Source organism: Pectinatus frisingensis (assembly GCF_015732285.1).
Taxonomy (GTDB): Bacteria; Bacillota; Negativicutes; order Selenomonadales; family Selenomonadaceae; genus Pectinatus; species Pectinatus frisingensis.
The window spans coordinates 24,672-44,651 of record NZ_WIQU01000034.1 but is presented as its reverse complement, the minus strand read 5'-3'; the positions used below and the strand labels follow the sequence as shown (position 1 = coordinate 44,651).

The 19,980-nt window shown below is 35.7% G+C and carries 18 protein-coding genes and 2 tRNA genes; 11 read left to right on the top strand and 9 right to left on the bottom strand.

Annotated elements, in window-relative coordinates; genetic code table 11:
- The first annotated feature begins 36 nt into the window (after positions 1–36).
- The 4 genes from I6751_RS06420 (at position 37) to I6751_RS06405 (ending at position 5,730) form a co-directional block, all read left to right on the top strand.
- A tRNA-Gln gene (locus tag I6751_RS06420) sits at positions 37–111 on the top strand.
- Between the two features lie 2 nt (positions 112–113).
- Positions 114–189: transfer RNA gene (locus tag I6751_RS06415), tRNA-Lys, on the top strand.
- 130 nt (positions 190–319) lie between these two features.
- Positions 320–1,759: an NAD(P)/FAD-dependent oxidoreductase gene (locus tag I6751_RS06410; protein ID WP_182185768.1), complete on the top strand. Its 1,440-nt coding sequence runs from the start codon at positions 320–322 to the stop codon at positions 1,757–1,759.
- 296 nt (positions 1,760–2,055) lie between these two features.
- Positions 2,056–5,730 carry a dynamin family protein gene (locus tag I6751_RS06405; protein ID WP_196592015.1) on the top strand — a complete coding sequence of 1,225 codons (3,675 nt, stop codon included), beginning with the start codon at positions 2,056–2,058 and terminating at the stop codon, positions 5,728–5,730.
- A 93-nt stretch (positions 5,731–5,823) separates the two neighbouring features.
- On the opposite strand, the gene trhA is transcribed toward I6751_RS06405, so the two are convergent.
- Positions 5,824–6,477: a PAQR family membrane homeostasis protein TrhA gene (gene trhA / locus I6751_RS06400; RefSeq protein ID WP_407672846.1), complete on the bottom strand. Its 654-nt coding sequence runs from the start codon at positions 6,475–6,477 to the stop codon at positions 5,824–5,826.
- Between the two features lie 378 nt (positions 6,478–6,855).
- Between trhA and I6751_RS06395 the strand changes: the two genes are divergently transcribed.
- Both I6751_RS06395 and I6751_RS06390 read left to right on the top strand, forming a co-directional pair.
- Entirely contained in the window at positions 6,856–7,797 is a 942-nt protein-coding gene (locus tag I6751_RS06395; RefSeq protein WP_196592016.1) for an AEC family transporter, read from the top strand.
- A gap of 62 nt (positions 7,798–7,859) precedes the next feature.
- The gene (locus I6751_RS06390) at positions 7,860–8,621 is read left to right on the top strand and encodes a tRNA threonylcarbamoyladenosine dehydratase (protein WP_196592017.1); all 762 of its coding nucleotides are present in this window, start codon (positions 7,860–7,862) and stop codon (positions 8,619–8,621) included.
- A 71-nt stretch (positions 8,622–8,692) separates the two neighbouring features.
- Here the strand turns inward: I6751_RS06390 and I6751_RS06385 are convergent, their stop codons facing one another.
- From I6751_RS06385 to recJ, 8 genes are all read right to left on the bottom strand, one after another.
- Positions 8,693–9,190, bottom strand: a complete 498-nt coding sequence (locus I6751_RS06385) for a cob(I)yrinic acid a,c-diamide adenosyltransferase (RefSeq protein ID WP_196592018.1) — start codon at positions 9,188–9,190, stop codon at positions 8,693–8,695.
- A gap of 14 nt (positions 9,191–9,204) precedes the next feature.
- The gene (gene ndk / locus I6751_RS06380; RefSeq protein ID WP_196592019.1) at positions 9,205–9,627 is read right to left on the bottom strand and encodes a nucleoside-diphosphate kinase; all 423 of its coding nucleotides are present in this window, start codon (positions 9,625–9,627) and stop codon (positions 9,205–9,207) included.
- Entirely contained in the window at positions 9,624–10,157 is a 534-nt protein-coding gene (locus tag I6751_RS06375; RefSeq protein ID WP_182185756.1) for a gamma carbonic anhydrase family protein, read from the bottom strand. Before I6751_RS06375 ends, ndk begins: the two co-directional genes overlap by 4 nt.
- Before the next feature lie 17 nt (positions 10,158–10,174).
- Positions 10,175–10,555, bottom strand: a complete 381-nt coding sequence (locus tag I6751_RS06370) for a universal stress protein (protein WP_196592020.1) — start codon at positions 10,553–10,555, stop codon at positions 10,175–10,177.
- Positions 10,556–10,834: 279 nt separating this feature from the next.
- On the bottom strand, positions 10,835–11,017 hold the full coding sequence (locus tag I6751_RS06365) for a hypothetical protein (RefSeq protein ID WP_196592021.1): 183 nt from the start codon (positions 11,015–11,017) through the stop codon (positions 10,835–10,837).
- Positions 11,018–11,036: 19 nt separating this feature from the next.
- Positions 11,037–12,926 carry a ferrous iron transport protein B gene (gene feoB / locus I6751_RS06360; protein WP_196592022.1) on the bottom strand — a complete coding sequence of 630 codons (1,890 nt, stop codon included), beginning with the start codon at positions 12,924–12,926 and terminating at the stop codon, positions 11,037–11,039.
- Positions 12,927–12,979: 53 nt separating this feature from the next.
- Positions 12,980–13,231 (bottom strand): FeoA family protein, encoded by a 252-nt coding sequence (locus tag I6751_RS06355; RefSeq protein ID WP_182185748.1) that lies wholly within the window; start codon positions 13,229–13,231, stop codon positions 12,980–12,982.
- A 158-nt stretch (positions 13,232–13,389) separates the two neighbouring features.
- Entirely contained in the window at positions 13,390–15,360 is a 1,971-nt protein-coding gene (recJ, locus tag I6751_RS06350) for a single-stranded-DNA-specific exonuclease RecJ (protein WP_196592023.1), read from the bottom strand.
- 432 nt (positions 15,361–15,792) lie between these two features.
- Between recJ and I6751_RS06345 the strand changes: the two genes are divergently transcribed.
- The 5 genes from I6751_RS06345 to hpt all read left to right on the top strand — a co-directional run bounded on the left by I6751_RS06345 (position 15,793) and on the right by hpt (position 19,924).
- Positions 15,793–16,956: an MGDG synthase family glycosyltransferase gene (locus tag I6751_RS06345; protein ID WP_196592024.1), complete on the top strand. Its 1,164-nt coding sequence runs from the start codon at positions 15,793–15,795 to the stop codon at positions 16,954–16,956.
- 110 nt (positions 16,957–17,066) lie between these two features.
- On the top strand, positions 17,067–17,345 hold the full coding sequence (gene ftsL / locus I6751_RS06340; protein ID WP_196592025.1) for a cell division protein FtsL: 279 nt from the start codon (positions 17,067–17,069) through the stop codon (positions 17,343–17,345).
- A 92-nt stretch (positions 17,346–17,437) separates the two neighbouring features.
- Positions 17,438–17,893: a S1 RNA-binding domain-containing protein gene (locus I6751_RS06335; protein WP_182185741.1), complete on the top strand. Its 456-nt coding sequence runs from the start codon at positions 17,438–17,440 to the stop codon at positions 17,891–17,893.
- Positions 17,894–17,965: 72 nt separating this feature from the next.
- Positions 17,966–19,333, top strand: a complete 1,368-nt coding sequence (gene tilS / locus I6751_RS06330; protein WP_196592026.1) for a tRNA lysidine(34) synthetase TilS — start codon at positions 17,966–17,968, stop codon at positions 19,331–19,333.
- 54 nt (positions 19,334–19,387) lie between these two features.
- Positions 19,388–19,924, top strand: a complete 537-nt coding sequence (gene hpt / locus I6751_RS06325; RefSeq protein ID WP_182185737.1) for a hypoxanthine phosphoribosyltransferase — start codon at positions 19,388–19,390, stop codon at positions 19,922–19,924.
- Positions 19,925–19,980: the final 56 nt, after the last annotated feature.

Below are 19,980 nucleotides of genomic sequence, written 5' to 3'. Positions count from 1 at the left end.
TTTGCGATGACCTGATATTGCTTTGTAAGATGATATTGGGGTATCGCCAAGAGGTAAGGCACGGGACTTTGACTCCCGCATTCGTTGGTTCGAATCCAGCTACCCCAGCCATTGGTTCACTAGCTCAGTTGGCAGAGCACCTGACTTTTAATCAGGGTGTCCCGAGTTCGAATCTCGGGTGAGCCACCATGTTGTAATTTATAATAACAGTTTAGAAAATCTAAACTGTTATTTTTTTGCGCAGGAAAATAACTGCTGTTATAGAATTAATATATATATAATCATTGTCTATTAATATTAAGTATGGGAGGTACTTTTTATGTATGATATTTGTATTATTGGTGCGGGAACTGTTGGTATGAACATTGCCAGAGAATTATCGAAATATAAACTAAATATTTGCGTTCTTGAAAAAGAATCAGATGTTAGCTGCGGTTGTTCAAAAGGAAACAGTGGCATAGTTCATGGTGGTTATTCCGATAAACCGGGAACTTTAAAGGCGGAGCTTTGTATAAAGGGAAATAGGATGTATGAACAATTGGAAAGGGAATTGCATTTTGGCTATCGTCAGACGGGATCTTTTGTTTTAGCTTTTGATGATGAGGAAATTCCTATTTTAAAAAAACTTTATGATTATGGTATTGCTAATGGTGTAAAAGGACTCAAAATTATGGATGCGGCAGAGACAAAACAGCATGAACCGCATCTTAGTGAAGCGGTCAAGGCATCACTTTATTGTAAAAATGCCGGAGTAGCTTCTCCTTATGAGTTTGTTATAGCATTAGCGGAAAATGCTATAGCAAATGGTGTTACCTTATTGCTGGAACATGAAGTGGAATCAATAAAGAAAACAGCTGATGGATTCGTTATCGGAACAAATAAAGAAAATATTGAAACACGTTTTTTAGTTAATGCTGCCGGTTTATATAGTGATGCGATAGCAGCTATGGCTGGGATTAACGATTATAAAATAACACCGCATCGCGGGCAATATGTTATTTTGGATAAAGAACAAAGTCATCTGGTTAATTCCGTTATATTTCAGGTACCCACTAAATTGGGGAAGGGAATATTAGTCACTACTACGTATCATGGTAATTTAATGATTGGACCTAATGCTGAAGAAATTGATGATAAAGATGACGTAGGTACTGATGAAAAAACGCTTCAGTATATAACGGATACTGCACGCAAATCAGTACCAGATATCGATATGCGTAAGTCATTAAAATCTTTTGCCGGAAATCGTCCTAAATCTAATCAACCGGATTGGATAATTGATGGTAATCGTGTTCCCGGAATGATTAATTTAGTGGGAATCGATTCACCCGGTCTGACATCATCACCGGCAATAGCTTTAAAAGTGATTGATATATTGATGAATAATGGATTGGAACTTGCAAAGAAAACAGATTTTGCGGCCGAACGTAAACCGATAATAATAAAAAAAACAAATGATTTTAAAGGTGTAATTGATTCTCCTGATCCTAATCTTAATATTATTTGTCGTTGTGAACAAGTGACGGAAGCAGAAATAATTGATTGTTTGCATCGTGGAATACCGGTGAAATCTGTAGATGCAGTAGGTCGTCGTACACGCGCCAGTTATGGGCGCTGTCAAAGTAATTTCTGTGGGCCGAGAATACGCAGATTATTAGCTCGTGAATTGAATTTACCAATAGAAGAGATTCCGGCAAAAGGTAAGGAATCATCTGAATTGGCACAAAGAGCTAAGCGGATATCTTTGATGAAAATGTAATTAAATCGTATATTAGTCGATGCAGAAAATCTTTATTTTATAAATATAAAGATAAAGATGAAACATTGCAGTTTGATCATGCTTATAAATTTAGTTGTATCGTAAAAATACTTTCAGTTTAGTGTAAGCAATAGATGGATATTAAAAGGTCGAACACATATAGTGTTGGCCTTTTATTTTTTTATTTGCTGACACAGGCATTGCTAATTATCATTCACATAGTATACAATAAGAAATATTAATAGTATATTTTTTATTGTATGAGTAATACTTTAACTAGGGAGAAATGTTCATCTATGTTCAAATTTGACAATAAATATGAAGAGACAGAGATTTCACTGCAAAATCAACTCAGCACTGTATATAATTATTTTGCTGGACACAATGATATTGATAGTATGCAGAAGGTAAAGCAGTTAACCGATAAATTAGCAGCCGGAGAATTTACAATTGTCTTTTGCGGGCATTTTTCTGCGGGAAAATCAAGAATAATTAATACTTTGCTGGGTAAAAAAATTTTGCCTTCCAATCCTATTCCTACCAGTGCTAATTTGGTAAAAATAAAAAAAGGTGAAGTAGATTGTGCAAAAGTATTTTTTAAACAAGAATCACCACGTTTATATTTAGCACCATATGACATTCAATTGATACAAAGTTATTGCCGGAATGGCGATAATATAGACATGATTGAAATCAATCAAAACGATCTTTTTATCGCCAAAGATGTAACAATATTAGATACACCGGGAATAGATTCAGTTGATGATGCCCATCGTACTGCAACACAATCAGCAGTATATATTGCCGATTTGATTTTTTATGTCATGGATTATAATCACGTACAATCTGAATTGAATTTTACTTTTATTAGAAATTTACAGAAGACTAATAAGGCAGTTTGTTTGATAATAAATCAAATAGATAAACATACTGAAACCGAACTTACTTTTGATGAATTTCGTCGAAGTGTTAAAAAGACTTTGGCAGAATGGGGAATAAAAGTACAACGGATATTTTATACTTCAATGAAGGATATGTCAGGGATACATAACCAATATGCACAATTAAAAAATTTTCTGATAACTAATTTGCAGGAAGAACGCAGTAAAATTTTAATTGATACGATAAAATGTTCGCTGGAACGGTTGGTAAATGTATCATGGGAAGTCGAGAGGATGAAGGCAGAAGAAAGATTGGAGATACCCATAAAGCTGTTGAATGAACTGACTGAAGAGCAGCAAGCGTCATTGACAACGGATTATGCAAAACTATTACAAGAAAAAGATACGATTGATAATGCTGCAGCAACCTTAAAAACGACGTTGGATAAAGGAACAGAGAAGATCCTTGCCAATGCGTATTTGATGCCGTTTGAGGTCAGAGAATTGGCTGAAGCTTATCTTAGAACATGTGAACCGGGTTTTAAAACAGGTTTTTTCTCAACGGCTAGAAGGGTAAAAAATGAGCAGTTACTGCGATTGATAGATTTTTACGAAATAGTTATGAAGAAAACTAAATCAGAACTTGATTGGCACATATGTAATTATTTGTTGGGATGGATAAAAACTAATCGAATTAATGATGTCGTTTTATATGATACTGTGGAAAAATTTACAGTTGAGTTTTCCAGAGAATTGCTTGTTGATGAAGTAAAGACGGGAGCGCGTGTTTCAGATGAATATGTTACACGATATGCGGATAATGTAGCATCAGCTATTAAATATACAACCGAAAAACAATTGCGAATAATAAAAAAAAGATTATTGCTGGCGGCAATGGAGCAGAACAATGTAAAACGGTGTTTACTTGATAATAAGGTGAAAAAATTTCAAGAATATGTAAACGCATTGGAAGATATTAGACGGCAGAGAAGAAATTTGTCTGAAGAGTTTAAAAAAACGGCAGAACTGCTGAACAGTACAACTATAACGATGAGAGTGCAAGAATTATTTGGAAGTGATAGACAGTCTTTTACAGTAATAAAACCAAGGGTATTTACAGTGCAACCAGAGAAAAAAACATCTGCTTCAATGAACAAGATAGCGTTATCAGCTCACAATAACGAGGAAACCTATAAAGAAATTAACATGACGGATAAAATAGTATCAATGGCGGGTAAATTAACGGCGGCAGCCGAGATTATTCGCTCGCTGCCAGGATTTTTTCAAATGGCGGACAGCTTGTGTGACAGAGCGGCCAGATTGAAGAGCAGAACTTTTACGGTAGTTTTGTTTGGGGCATTCAGTGCGGGAAAATCATCATTTGCCAATGCACTTATCGGTAAAAATGTTTTATCGGTATCACCAAATCCAATGACTGCGGCAATAAGCAGGATAAGGCCGGTTGATGTTCTACATGGACATAAATACGTGTTAGTGAAGATAAAGACTGAAAAAATGATGTTATCAGATGTGAATTATGCATTGAAAACAATTGGCGTCACAGCGTCGAATCTGTCTGAAGCACAGAAAAAAATTAAGAAAATTAAACAAGATTCTGCTGTCTCAGATACAGTCGATAAGATGAATTATTCATTTTTAGCGGCATTTGTCGATGGGTATGAAAATTTTCGGGATAAATTTGGTAATTCATTATCAGTAGAATTTGATGAATTTAATGAGTATGCCATCATTGAGAGTAAGTCTTGTTTTGTTGAATCAATAGACATTTACTATGATTGCCCATTAACTCGTAATGGGATAGTATTTGTTGATACACCAGGTATTGATTCTGTGAATGCCAGGCACACGGGAACGACTTTTAATTACATAAAAAAAGCTGATGCTTTATTATTTGTGACATATTATAATCATGCTTTTTCCCGTGCTGATAGGGAATTTCTCATACAGTTAGGGCGAATTAAAGATGCTTTTCCAGTTGATAAGATGTTTTTTATTATTAATGCCATTGATCTTGCGGAAAATAGTGAAGAAAAAAATATGGTGATAAATTATGTAAAAAAACAGTTGATTCAATATGGCATAAGACAACCGCTGCTATCGGCTGTTTCCAGTCTGGAGGCCCTGCGGGAAAAAAAGACAGGAATTGCTAAAAAAACAACAGGCATGCAGGAATTTGAAAATCAATTTTATTCTTTCATAAACAATGATTTAATTAAATTGTCTATAGCTGCAGCAACAAATGAACTACAACGTATTATGAAAATGATTGATCGCTTGATCAGTGATGCCGCTGCTGATAAAGTTTCTAAGGAAAAACAGCAAGTCAATGTTGAGCGGGAGCAAATTGCGGTTGATGCATTACTTACTAGACAGTCAGCAAAAAATATGCAAAACCGGCTGATGCAGGAAGTGGATGAACTGATTTATTATGTACAACAAAGAGTGTTTTTACGATTTAATGATTTTTTTCGGGAATCTTTTAATCCGGGAGTATTGCGCAGTGATAGTCATAATTTAAAAAAAGCTTTAAACGATGCACTACACGAGTTAGTGGAAGGACTTGGTTTTGATTTCGCTCAGGAAATGCGGGCAACGACGATACGGCTAGATCGTTTTGTTGAAAATTTGCTTAAAAATTTTCAATTGGAACTTACGGAGTCACTGCAAGCAATAAATCCAGGGATATCATTTGCAGTAATTGATATTGTAAATGATGCACAGCTTAAATTCAGGCAGGCATTTATAAACATAAATTATGAAATGTTAATGCCAGTCTTGAAAAAGTTCAAAAATCCTAAAGCCTTTTTTGAGCAGGGCAATAATCAACAAATGAATGCAGAATTGCAAAAAATATTAAATCAATATGCGGGTGAATATTTATTACAAGAAAAAAATAGAATAAAATTATTTTATAATAAGTTATTGGAAAATCAGTGTGATTATCTGGTGGAGCAATTTAGAGTGCAGTTGGCTGATTTTTATGTGAGTTTGACAGCTGTTTTACAAGATGATGACTTAGCTGTTAAATTATTTACCGGTAAGAAAGTTTTGACAAAATTAGTCAGTTGAAGAAAAAATTAATTTAGTGCAATCGATAAAAAACCGCATTGCTTAAGATTGCAATGCGGTTTGTGTACGTATAAAAAAGATAAGGTACAACTTTTAGATAACGGGAATTGGCATGACATATTTAAAGATAGATATAAAGTGGGAAACACTGCCGCCAATGACGAATAAATGCCATACAGCATGATTATATGGAATTTGTTTATCCAAATAGAAAACAGTACCGATTGTATATAAAATACCACCAGCTACCAACCAGTATATCGCAGCTGCGGGTAATACAGCCAACAGTGGTTTGACCATTAAAACGGCCATCCATCCCATTAAAAGATAACATATAGTGGAAAAATATTTAAATCGTTTAACGAAAAATATTTTAAAAATTATCCCAACTAATGCCAATCCCCACACCAAAGCAAAAATACTCCAACCAAACTTGCCGTGTAGGGGAATGAGAGTAAAGGGAGTATAGTTGCCTGCTATTAGTATGTAAATTGCAGCATGGTCAAAAAATTTCAGTACGGATTTTACGTGTTGACGTGAGAAACTGTGGTAAAGCGTTGATGCCAGATACAAAAGCACCAATGATACACCATATACGATAGCAGCAATCATCTGCCATCTGCCGCCGCTGAAATAAGCCTGTAAAATTAAGAGCACCAAAGCAATTACAGCAAAAAATGTACCTATTCCATGCGTAATGGCATTTATTTTTTCTTCTAGAACAGTGTTTATCGTGCTTTTGGTCATATTATGCATCACCTTTCTTGCATATTAGTAATATTATTTGTGACAGTCAGTGATTGTGCTGTCTCTGAAAGTGATTATATCACATTTTGGTCAATAAATTTATAATGGATATTTGCGTATAAATTTGTATTTCATAGATAATCAGTCATTTATTGATATTAATTATCATTTTTGATAGTTTTTGTGAATTTATTATCAGTATTGATATTAATTATTGATAATTGTCAATGCAGTTGATATGGTGTATATCAAAGTTTAGTTTATACCAGTTTATAGTAATGCAGGATAAAATGGTATATTATATAATAATGTTGTAATTATATAAAAATTAAGGTCAGTATGAATGGACGAAAATAAGTACGGCGAGGGTAATTTTTAATGAATAGTAATTTTGTTATCGCTGTTGAAGCGGTTATACCGCTTTTTTGCTTGATGTTTATCGGTATAATGGTAAAAAAATATCATCTGTTGTCATCTATCGAACTTGTTCATTTGAATAAGATGGTTTTTGAAGTATTTTTTTCAATAATGATGTTTTATAATATATACACAACAGATTTGGCTTCTACTTTACGGCCCAAACTGATGATTTTTGGTGCAGCAGCCCTGTTTGTTATATATATTGCTGCATTTTCTCTGGTCTGCTTTTTTGAAAAAGATAACCGACGACGCGGTGCTATGATACAGGCCATATTTCGTAGTAATTTTGTACTTATGGGAATTCCTCTGGTTTCAAATATTTTCGGTGATGATGCTATTGCTGTACCCACGATGATGATAGCAATAATAGTACCGCTGTATAATATTTTAGGGGTGTTTACACTGGAAACTTTCCGCGGCAGAAAATTTGCCTTTTGGCCAATTTTTATACAGGTACTGAAGAATCCAATGATTGTCGGAGCTTTATTAGGAGCAGTATGCTTACTTATTGGGCTTCCTATACCAAAGCCAATATTGAAACCATTAGGGCAGATAACAGCAGCAACATCACCATTGGCACTTATAATACTTGGGGCATCATTTGAATTTGGCAGTTCAAGAAAGAATAAACTGCAATTGGGAATTTGTGTAATATCACGATTGCTCATTGTTCCGGCAGTAGTTTTGACAGCTGCTGTTTTACTGGGATTTCGTGGTATTGAGTTAGTAACGTTAATAAGTATATTTTGTACTCCATGTGCAGTTGCATCCTTTGCAATGGCGCAGCAAATGGATAGTGATGCCGATTTAGCAGGAAACTGTGTTGTTTTTACATCATTATTATCATGTTTTACAATATTTTTTTGGATACTATTATTCAAGGAATTAGGAATGTTTTAAAAGAATTATAAAATAGTTTAAATGCCGAGTATTATCGAGTATCATAAGGAAGGATTAAATTAATGTTAAATCAATTTTCCAGAACAGAATTATTATATGGTAAAGCTGCATTAGAAAATTTGGCAGCAATGAAAGTAGCCGTTTTTGGATTAGGCGGGGTTGGTGGCTATACAGTAGAAGCCTTGGCTAGGGCGGGAATAGGAAGACTGGATATCATAGATGATGATAAAGTCTGTCTCACTAATATTAACAGACAGATTTATGCGCTGCGAACAACCATTGGACGATATAAAGTTGATGTTGCTAAAGAGCGGATAGCACAAATAAATCCGGATTGTACGGTCAATGCTAAAAAAATTTTTTATACACCGCAGACAGCATCTGAGTTTGATTTTTCTCAATATGATTATATTGTAGATGCGATTGATACTGTAACTGCTAAAATTGACTTAGCAGTACAGGCTCAAATTAATAATACTCCAATAATCAGTGCCATGGGGGCAGGAAATAAAAAAAATCCGTTACTATTCGAAGTATCTGATATATATGATACTTCAGTATGTCCACTTGCTAAGGTGATGCGTAAAGAATTAAAGAAACGACAGGTAAAAAAATTAAAAGTGGTATATTCTAAGGAAAAACCGGTTGTCCCGATTGAAAATACAGATAATAGCTGTAAGATGCATTGTATTTGTCCGCCCGGAACAATTAGAAAATGTACGCAAAAAAGACAGATCCCATCCAGTAATTCATTTATTCCACCTATTGTAGGATTTATTATTGCCGGAGAAATAATAAATGAGCTGGTAAATAAAAATTTTTAACAAATAATATAAGCTGCCTCCCTAAAATTAATTTTAGGGAGGCAGCTTATATTACATCAGAATCTTTTTATTTATTTACTTTCTTCCAGGCGCATTAATAAAAAACAAAGATCTGATAAACGGTTCAGATAAAGGCGATCTTGTTCATCAACAGCTTCTGTTTGGGCCAGTGCCAGAACCCGTCTTTCAGCTCTTCTCGCGGTTGTCCTGGCCATATCTAAAAAAGCACCGCACAAACTGTCTCCAGGAACAATAAAGGCTTTAAGCGGTGGTAATTTTCCTTCAATTTGAGTAATTAGTTGTTCCAGCCGGCCAACTTCCTCAACCGTTATATGTGCAGGAACAGCAATACTAGCTAAATCAGCCATTAGAGACATGTTTAGTTTTTGCAGAGCAGTTATATACTGTTTGATGGTTTCTTTTTGTGAAGCGGCTTTAGCTGCAGCTAAAGCTGAGTTTATTTCATCGACACTGCCATAACTATCAACACGCAGTGAATTTTTAGCGACTCTTTGACCGGTGTATAGACTAGTGGAACCCTTATCACCGGTTTTCGTGCAAATAGACATGAAGGAAACCCTCCTTAGTTATCAAAAATCTCTGCTTCCGCGAAGAATATATGAATTTCTCGTACGGCACTTTCCTGACTATCTGAAGAATGTACGGCATTATGAGTTGTATCGGTTGCGTATAATTGACGCAGTGTGCCTTTATCGGCTTTTGCCGGGTCTGTAGCGCCATTTAGAGTACGAACTTTGCCTATAGCATCATTACCTTCCAAAACGGCTGCAACTAACGGACCTGAGGTCACAAAAGCAATTAGGTTCGCATAAAAAGGTTTACCAATATGCTCATAATAATGTTTAGCTGCTAATTGTTCTGTCATTTTCATCATTTTTAGTGCGACGATTTTTAGTCCATTGGCTTCATATAAGGAAATAATTTTGCCAATATTATTGGCATCTATTGCATCAGGCTTAATTAGAATAAGTGTTTTTTCCCTCATTTGTGTAAAGTATCTCCCATATTTTCTTCTAAGTAGTTTTTGGCTAATGTCGCGTAATTAAGTGCAGATTGATGCATTGCATCGAGTTCATCTTCAAAAAGTTTTCGTCTTATCTTACAAGGTGAACCTAAAATCATTGAATTAGTTGGCAGATGTGTTTTATGAGGAACTAAAGTACCCGCACCTATTAAGCTATTTTCACCAATACTGCACATTCCAAGTAATATCGAGCCCATACCAATCAGGCAATTGTCACCGACATTATCGCAATGCATGACGACATTGTGCCCAATTGTCACATAATCACCGATTGTAGTAGAACTGCAGCCCATGACGTGGATGGTAGTATTATCTTGTATGTTGGTATAGTTACCTATAACAATGGAGTTCATGTCACCACGGATTACTGTGTTATACCATACACTTGAATTATTACCGATTGTGACATCGCCAATTATTGTGGCGTTCGGCGCAATGAATACATTTTTGCCAATATGTGGAGTCTTTCCCTTATAGGATATGATGGGCATTATTATCCCTCCTCGTATTACTTGACTACCATGACCGGAACAGTTGAGTATTCAACTACTTTTTGACTTTTACTGCCTATCAGAGCACCTTTGAATAATCCCAATCCCCTGCTGCCCATTATAATCAAATCAGCATTTTCCTTTTTAGCAACTTCAATGATTGCTTTATGAACGGACCCGTTTTCTACATGTTTTTCTGCTTTCATGGTTTTGGGTAATTTATCCCAAATTTTGTCAAAAATTAAATCACTGGGGATATCCTTGTTGATATGGCTTGATACATATACAAAATCAAGCTGTGCACCATTTTTTCCTGCGAGATCAATAGCTCTGTCTACTGCCTTGCACCCATCTACGGAGCCATCAACCGCAACTATTATTTTTTTTATTTTTTCCATGCTGGGGTCCCTCCTATGATTATTGTATAGTTCTTATTTTCGTTAAAATTTGCCAAAATCCTTTTTATCTGATAAATATTGAATATATTTTTTATAATTAAAAATAAGAATGATATAAAAGAAAAGCTGTCGTACATAAACATTTTCATTCATAAAGATGCACTTTCTCGTTATTATTTCCTGTTTTTAAAAGAAAGAGGAATAATGAGAGTGAAATGTATTTTTATGAGGTCAATGCTGTTTGTATGACAGCCTTTTTTTAAAATAAGAATTTAGATATTACTTTTTTTGTTTTACTTGATGACAAGCGCAGCAACTGCCGCAAGCTGCTGATCTGCCTTCACTGCAGCAAGAACTTTCGCCTTTGAAAAAATTACGGTAAATATGGTATATTCCATATAAGAAAGCTGCCAGTAATATAGCTGCAATAACATATGTTGCAATAGTACCTGTGAATGTCATAATAAACTCCTCCTAACAATTAAAAGCCAATCAATCTGCCTATTTGGTAAACGAGTAATGATACTACCCAGGCAACAGCTGTTGTGTAAGCAAAAGCAAAAAACAACCATTTCCATCTGCCGGTTTCTTTTTTTATAGTTCCCAATGCTGTTACGCAGGGAGAATAGAGCTGTGTGAATACCATGAAAGCAAATGCGGAAAGAGCTGTAAAAGAACCGCCCAGAGCAGTCATCATTTGATTGGCAGCATCAACTGTGTCATCAGCGACGTCACCAACATTGTATAGAATTCCCATTGTCGAGATAACTGCTTCTTTGGCAACAACACCGGTGATTACTGCAGCTCCGGCCTGCCATGTGTCAAAACCCTGGAAAGTGAACAGATGGGAAATTGCAGCTCCCAGATATGCTAAAAAGCTTTCCGTCATTTCATCAGTAGGGCCACTTAAATTATAATTACTTAGGAACCATATTAAAACCGACATAGCAAAAATTATAGTACCGGCTTTGACGAGATACCCTTTTCCCTTATCCCAGGTTTCTAACAAAACGGTTTTCATATCAGGAATACGATAAGGGGGTAATTCGAGTAAAAAGGACGATTGCTTATCTTTAAAAGTAGTGACAGTCAGTACTTTTGCCATTATAATAGCCATTACAATTCCTATTATATACATGACAAATACTACGTTAGAGGCATTTTGGGGAAAGAAAACAGCTGCAAATAAAGCCATTACGGGTAATTTTGCACCGCATGTAAGAAACGGCGTTACCAGTATGGAAATCATTCGATCTTTTTCCGAATCAAGAGCACGAGCCCCCATGATAGCCGGAACACCGCAGCCAAATCCCATGATAAGAGGCATGACACCTTTGCCGGTTAATCCGGCGCGACGCATTATCGGATCCATAATAAAAGCCACGCGAGCCATATAACCGGTACCATCAAGAAAACTTAAACAGAAGAATAAAGTGAAAATAAGCGGTACAAATGTAAGAACACTGCCAACACCGGCAATGACACCGTTAACGACCAGCGATTGTAACCACGCAGCAACGCCTATGGTACTCAGTGCGTCATCAACTATACCAGAAAACCAAGTGTTTATGGCAAAATTAAGAAAGTCAGCTATGGGCTGACCAATCCAAGTGAAAGTAATTTCAAAAACACCGTAAAGTAATAATAGTAATATTGGTAATGCGATAAATCCATTAGCCAGAAAACGGTCAATCTTTTCTGTGGTTGTAGTGCTGGCAACTCCGTTTTTGTCGACAATGACAGCGATGATTTTATCTATCAGATCATAGCGCAAAGATATGATTTTTTCTTCTTTGATATCATGTTCTCCTGCGCCGGCACGAATGGTTTCGACAGCGTTTATATGTTTTTCGATAAGTTCGCTGTTTTGGTAAGAATTCATTACGGTTGAAGTAAAAATATCAAGAAGCTTCCTGGTGCTTTTATTGCTTCTACCGACAGTTTCAACTACAGGCATACCAATTAATTCAGATAATTTTTTTGAGGAAATTTTTAGGCCGCGTTTCGTGGCTTCATCCATCATATTGAGATCAATGAGAACTGGTATGCGATGTTCCAAAAGCTGTAGTGTTAAAAACAAATTGCGTTCAATATTAGAAGAATCAACAACATCGACGACAATGTCGGGACGTTCATTAAGCAGATAATCGATAACGATTTGTTCTTCCGGTGAGCGGGCGTTTATACTATAAGTTCCAGGTAGATCAACGATAGAAATAGCTCTGTCTTTGTGGTTGACATAACCCATTTTCTTGTCTACGGTAACGCCTGGCCAATTACCAATTTTTTGACGTATGCCGGTTAATTCGTTGAATATGGTAGACTTGCCCGTATTAGGGTTTCCTGTAAGGGCTATGGATAATGTTGCCATCACTTTTCCTCCATTAAAATAAATTAGTTTTTGGGTGAGCATTATACTGGTAATTAAACTTTAGGTGCAACAATGATTTTTTCAGCGTCATTAAGCCGCAAAGAAAGATTATAAGAACGAACACTTATAGCCATTGGATCACCTAAAGGTGCGCTGCGCAGGACTTTTATGACTGTCCCGGGAACCAGGCCCATACTCATGAGACGTTCTTTTAGTGGAGATTGTTCCAAGTATTCAATTTTTACAGAACTGCCAGGATGAACACGATTTAAAGTCAACCTGTTTTTGTCAACAACAATTGCCATTTTTGTATCACTTCCATATACTATTGATATTTATTATCATTACATTAATATAATACAGATAATGATAATGATTGTCAATAGCAAAATAACCAGACTGAATTTAATTTTCAGTCTGGTTATTTTTTATAGTCGGTGATTGCATGTAAATCAATGTAAATTTACTGCTGATATCTTTTTAAAAAAATGTTGGAGGTGTTAAGATCTTTTTTCATTTTTGGTATTGGTAAAAATTTTAGCAGCTTTTTTTCCCAATCTATGGAGATAATCTGGATTTCCGCCAGAACATTAAGACAATAAGTTATTGTTTTTTCATCTATACCAACAAGGTGTGTCTTTAAATGTGTGATTATTTGTGATAAATCAATTTTTATTGGTTTTTGTCCGGCGGGATATATGTGTTTTAATGTGAGGTAGACTATACCGATAAATTCACGTGATGGGTATAGTTTATCACTTTGGCTGAGTTTAATGTCTTTTAGAATAAATTGAATGTATTTTTTGTCATTCCAGTTGTTTATTTCTGGTTGAAAGATAAAATCAATTTTATTATTCTCAATAATATCAGCATATTTCCCCATATTCCATCCTAATGCGGTATAGGAATAATTATTGTCGAGAAAAGTAAATTTTAAATGGACGCCTTTTTGACCAATTTTTTTTATATTGCAGGGTTGTATGCCGCCGCACAAAAACAGTGGCGCCGGATTGTCCACACCAAACGGTTCCAGTAAAGTAAGTTCTGCAATCATGGCTTTGTTTACGGTTTGCGGCGATAAAACCTGATCAACTTCAATTGAGGGTATTAAATCACTATCTGGTATATTAGCCGCAGCGTATTTTATCATATTATCGCGGAAAAAGTTTATTTGAGAACTTTCTATTGTGAGGCCTGCAGCCATAGCGTGACCGCCAAAAGTGGTCAAATTGTCACTGCAGGCTGATAAAGCTCCGACAATATTAAAGTTTTTTATACTGCGGCAAGAACCTTTACCAGCACCATTATTATCAATACTTATAACTACTGTTGGCAGATAGAACTCATCAACCAGACGCGATGCTACGATGCCAATTATTCCGGGATGCCAGTTTTTACCGCAAACAACAATAAGCTTATTGTTTGTGTAGTTGTTTTTATGTACTAATATCATAGCTTCTTTGAAAACAGTTTCTACTAATTGCTGTCTGAGAGAGTTTTCTTTGTCCAAGGCTTCAGCCAGATTGTGTGCAGAAGAAGAATCACAGCTTAAAAGTAATTCTACACCCATGTCTGCATGTTTTAAACGGCCGGCTGCATTAAGGCGTGGCCCTAATACGAAACCGATATGACCTGCTGTGATAGTATTTTTATCAAGTTCGCAAATATTGATAAGTTCTAAAATCCCCAAATTGGTTATATTTGCCAACCCTCTTTTTACAATAGTACGATTTTCGTTTGTCAGTGGTACAATGTCGGCTACTGTTCCTAATGCTACAACATCGAGATAGCGAGTGAATTCTTCATTTTTGATATTCTGCCATAGTGCCTGACATAATTTAAAAGCCACACCTACACCCGCTAAATTTTTATCCGGATATTCACAGTCAGCACGTTTAGGATCAATAACTGCAATTGCTTCTGGTAATTCATCGCCGGGCAAATGATGATCTGTTACGATCACATCCATATAATCACTGGCGTACTCTAGTTCACTTATTGATCTTATGCCGCAGTCAACAGTTATTAAAAGCTTAGTTTTATTGATGAATTTATCAATTGATGCTTTGTGGACACCGTATCCTTCCAGTTGGCGGTCGGGCAGATAATATTGCACACTGGCGCCTAATTCCTGCAATGTCTTGTATAGTACCACTGTTGAGGTTATGCCATCGACATCATAGTCACCAAATATAGTTATTAATTCTTTTTTGTAGATTGCAGCTTTGATGCGGGCAACAGCTGCCTGCATATTGGGTAATAATAATGGGTCATAAAATGAGGTCCCTGTTTTATTTAGAAAAGATGCAGCTGTTTTTTCATTAACTCCTTTTTTTAATAATACTCCCGCAGTAACAGGGGATATATTTAGACTGGCAGCCAAACTCAGTTGGGCTTTTTGATCGATTGGCGATATAATCCACCGTTTTTTCATTGAGATTCTCCCTTAGTAATATTGAATATAGTATAACACAAATAAATTTGTGTAATAATTGTTAATTATAAAGATGTACCCGGGGGATTAAATACCATTGGGACCCATTAATATTAGCTGATTACGCATGAAAGCTGTACACAGGCAAAACTATATGATAAAATACATGAAGTAAGTTTTTGGAATGCCGGGATTTAGGCAATATAGGTGAGAAAAGATTTCATATGCAATTGCCTTAAAATAAAGATCAGAGTCAATACATTAAGCTGATGCAGATTTGTAAAAGTTTATTTGTTTTATAGTTGAGTAGTATATGCACCTGGCGGGCAATAAATATTGCTGTATATTTTTAGAGGTGTTTATAATTATTAATTTGCACATAAATACGTCAATTCTGCCTTCCGTATCGGCAGGTTGGAGGAAGAGTCAGACATGACACAAAAAAATATCCTTATTGTTACAGCATCTATAGGATCAGGACATAATAAAGCAGCATCTGCGGTTGGTAATGAGTTAAAACGACGCTATCCTGCTGACAATATTAATGTAGTGGATTTTATGTCACTAGAAACAGCTTATATAAATGACTTGATGAAGGAAATATATTTTAAAATGCTGGAGCTTGTTCCAAATCTTTATGAGTTCTTATATAAATTTACATCAGGACGGCTGAAGGGATCTTCGGTTCAGATGCTGCTGGCATACTTTATGAAACACAATATGGTGTCTCTTATTAAAAAATATAACGCTGATATTATAATTTGTACGCATCCTTTTCCTTGTGCGGCTGCAGCTTACTTGAAAAGAGAAAAACGATTTGATGTGAGTCTTTTTACGGTAATAACTGATTTTTGCCTGCATCAAATTTGGATTTATAAGAATGTGGATATGTATTTTGTTGCTCATAATGGTATGAAACGCCAACTCATTGAGCGAGGTATAAATGAGAAACGCATTCAGGTAACAGGAATTCCGATACATCGTGTTTTTAGTGATACATATGACAGAGAAATGCTATTGAAGAAGTTTGATCTTTCTGCGAATATGCCCATAATTCTCATTATGGGAGGCGGACTTGGGTTAGGCGGTATTAAGTACGCGCTGGAAGAGCTGGAAAAATTATCATTACCGATGCAGATTTTGGTGGTAGCAGGTGCTAATCTTTCTTTATGGTCGGAAGTTAATTGTTATATAACCCATTCACGCCATTTGATAAAAGTGTGGGGATATTCACATAATATTAATGAGTTGATGACAGTATCTTCACTGTTGATAAGTAAACCTGGTGCTCTCACGATAAGTGAGGCTATGGCAAAAGAACTGCCGATGCTTCTTCATGCACCTATTCCCGGGCCGGAATCGGAAAATGCGGCTTATTTAGCAGAACATGGTGTGGCTGTGTGGGTGCAAAAAAAAGAAGCTATCGGAGAGACAGTAAAGGAGCTTTTGACAGATAAAGAACGGTTGGCATGGATGAAACAGAAAGCGAAAGTTCTTAAACAACCCTATGCAGCTAAAAAAATAGTGGATATAATAACTGGATATATGGACGGACATGACGATAATTCGAATTGTTTAAGTAAATATGGTCATTGATTTTGGCAATAGCTATTTACCTGTTGCCAAAAAATCTATATAATGTTATTGTAGCAGTCGATTAATATACAATCAGGCAACAGGAGCGTCTGAATCAGGAAGTGACTACAGTGAAAAAACGGCGCTTTAATATTTTTATCGTTATTACTGTCGCAGTTATCGGTTACTTTATATATGTTGCTGTTGAACAACAGATATACATAAATAATATAACACAAGAGCGTATTGCTGTTGACAAACAATTGGCAAAGGCAAAAAAGGAAAATGCAGAACTTAAACAGGAAAAAGAGGCCTTGGAAGATCCCCAGTATATAGAAAAAATTGCCCGGGAAGAATTAGGCATGACTAAAAAAGATGAAATTCCTTATGTTTCTTCTAATAAAAAATAGGGGATAAAGTGTTTATTATCTTGACACTGTTAATATTCTAAGGGTATAATACGAGTAATATGGCTTAAATTTAAGGAGGATTCAATAATTTTATGTCAATTGAAGTTGGCAATGTACTTGAAGGTACGGTAACGGGAATAACAAACTTTGGTGCGTTTGTTGAATTACCCGGAGGCAAAGTAGGTTTGGTTCATATATCAGAAGTTGCCGATGTATACGTTAAAGATGTGCATGACTTTCTTAAAGAGCATGATAAAGTAAAAGTTAAAGTGCTGACAATAGACGGCAATAAGATTGGACTATCTATAAAGCAACTTCAAGAAAAAAAACCTCTCCAACAGGCTGCTGTATCTAAGCCTCATATGGCTTCAACAAAATTTGTACCGCGCAAAAATAACAATGATTTTCGCCGGCAGAGCAGTTTAGGACCGGTCTCTTTTGAAGATAAATTATCCAGATTTTTGAAGGATAGTGATGAGAAGCTTACGGATTTGCGGAAAAAAACTGATTCGAAGCGCGGTGGACGCGGTTCACGCCATTATGAATAATTTTTGATTTTCCTAAAGCACTCTTATTTTATGGGGTGCTTTTTATATGTAGATGGATAGTTCAGGAGAAAAATGTTAAAACAAGTATTGAGATTTAACAAAAAATATAATCTTTTTTCCATGGGAAATCGTATCTTGCTGGCTTGCTCTGGCGGACCTGATTCATTGTGTATGGTACATATATTTCTTCGGCTGGCAGTAAAGTTTGATTTAAAATTATTTGTGGCACATGTTGAGCATGGCATTAGAGGGGCATCATCAATTGATGATGCTGATTTTGTGAAAGATTTTTGTCATAATCATAACATTCCCTTTTATTTATGTAATGTTGATGCATGCGGGTATGCTCAACAACGTAAAATTTCTTTAGAACTTGCGGCACGTGAACTGAGGTACAGATTTTTGTATGATATGAGCAAAAAACTTAATTGTGATTCTATTGCTGTGGCGCATAACCGCCGGGATCAGGTAGAAACTGTTTTAATGCATTTTGTAAGAGGTGCAGGGGCACCGGGATTGTCAGGTATGCAGCCCAAGTCTAACGGAATAATAAGGCCGCTTTTGAATTGTTCACGCACTGCAATAGAAAGATATTGCCAAAATCACGAATTGTTGCCACGGCATGATATTACGAATGAAGAATTGGTATATACTCGCAATAATATCCGTTTGAAATTATTGCCGCTGCTGCATGAATATAATCCTAATATAGAGATGTCTGTTGTTCGCTCAGCGGTTTTAATCAAGGATATGAATGATTTTGTTGTGGAATATGCAACAAAAGTGTATGAGCAATGTACAATAAATCAAACCGACCGGATAAGTATAAATATAACAACGCTGAAGCAACAGCATATTGCAATACAGCGTGAAATAGTTCGAATGGCAGTCACGAGACTGCATACCGGATCGAAAGATATAGAAAGTGTACATATAGAAGCCGCGTTGTCTTTAATAGAACAAGCAAGAACAGGTTCACAGATTAATTTACCACATGGTGTAATAATTAAAGTAGAATATGATAAATTAATAGTTACATCGGTCGTTGTAATAAATGTTCAAGAAATTAGTCCACTAAAATTGTCAATACCGGGAGAATTAAATCTGGCCGGTGGTAAAAACCGTATAATTGCTGAAAAAATATCTTTTAATAAAGTGGCAGCCGATAGAAATGAGTGCTATGTCGATATCGGTAAATTACAAGTGCCGCTGTTTGTACGATTTAGAAAAAATGGTGATTTTTTTTATCCTAGGGGAATGAATGGACGTAAAAAGTTAAAAGATTTGTTTATTGATAATAAAATACCTCGCGAAAAAAGAGATAAAATACCATTGGTTTGTGATGCGGGAGGGATTGTCTGGGTTGCAGGGATTCAGCAGGACAATCGTTATATTCCTACAGCGGCAACTGTTGATTTCGTAAAACTCACTATAATATAATAAACTTTATAAATAATAGCTCTATAAAACCCCATAAATGAAAGGCGGATTTTAATGCACAGTGATCTAGAAAAAATTTTGTTTACTCCAGAACAGATACAGGCACGTGTTCACGAATTAGGTGAAAAAATAAGTGCTGATTATGCTGGTAAGGAAATAGTTACAGTTGGAATTTTAAAAGGGGCTATTGTTTTTTTTGCTGATCTGATAAGAGAGATAAAAATTCCCGTAAAATTTGACTTTATGGCAGCATCGAGTTATGGTATTACCACAAAAACAAGTGGAACTGTAAGGATTTTGAAGGATATTGATACTGATATAGAGAATAAACATGTGATAATAGTGGAAGATATTATAGATTCAGGATTGACTTTAAAATATTTAAAAAATAATTTTGAACATAGAAAAGCTGCTAGTGTGAAGCTTTGCGCTATGCTTAATAAACCTGAAGGACGAAGAACTGATCTTACGGGAGATTATATAGGTTTTGATGTTCCAGATGAGTTTATTGTTGGATATGGGCTTGATTATGCGAGTCGATATCGTAATCTGCCTTACATTGGCGTCTTAAAAAAATCAGTTTACGCTTAATGCTAGGGAATTGAGAAAAACAATATTTGATGATATAATGTTGTTCCATAGGCTTT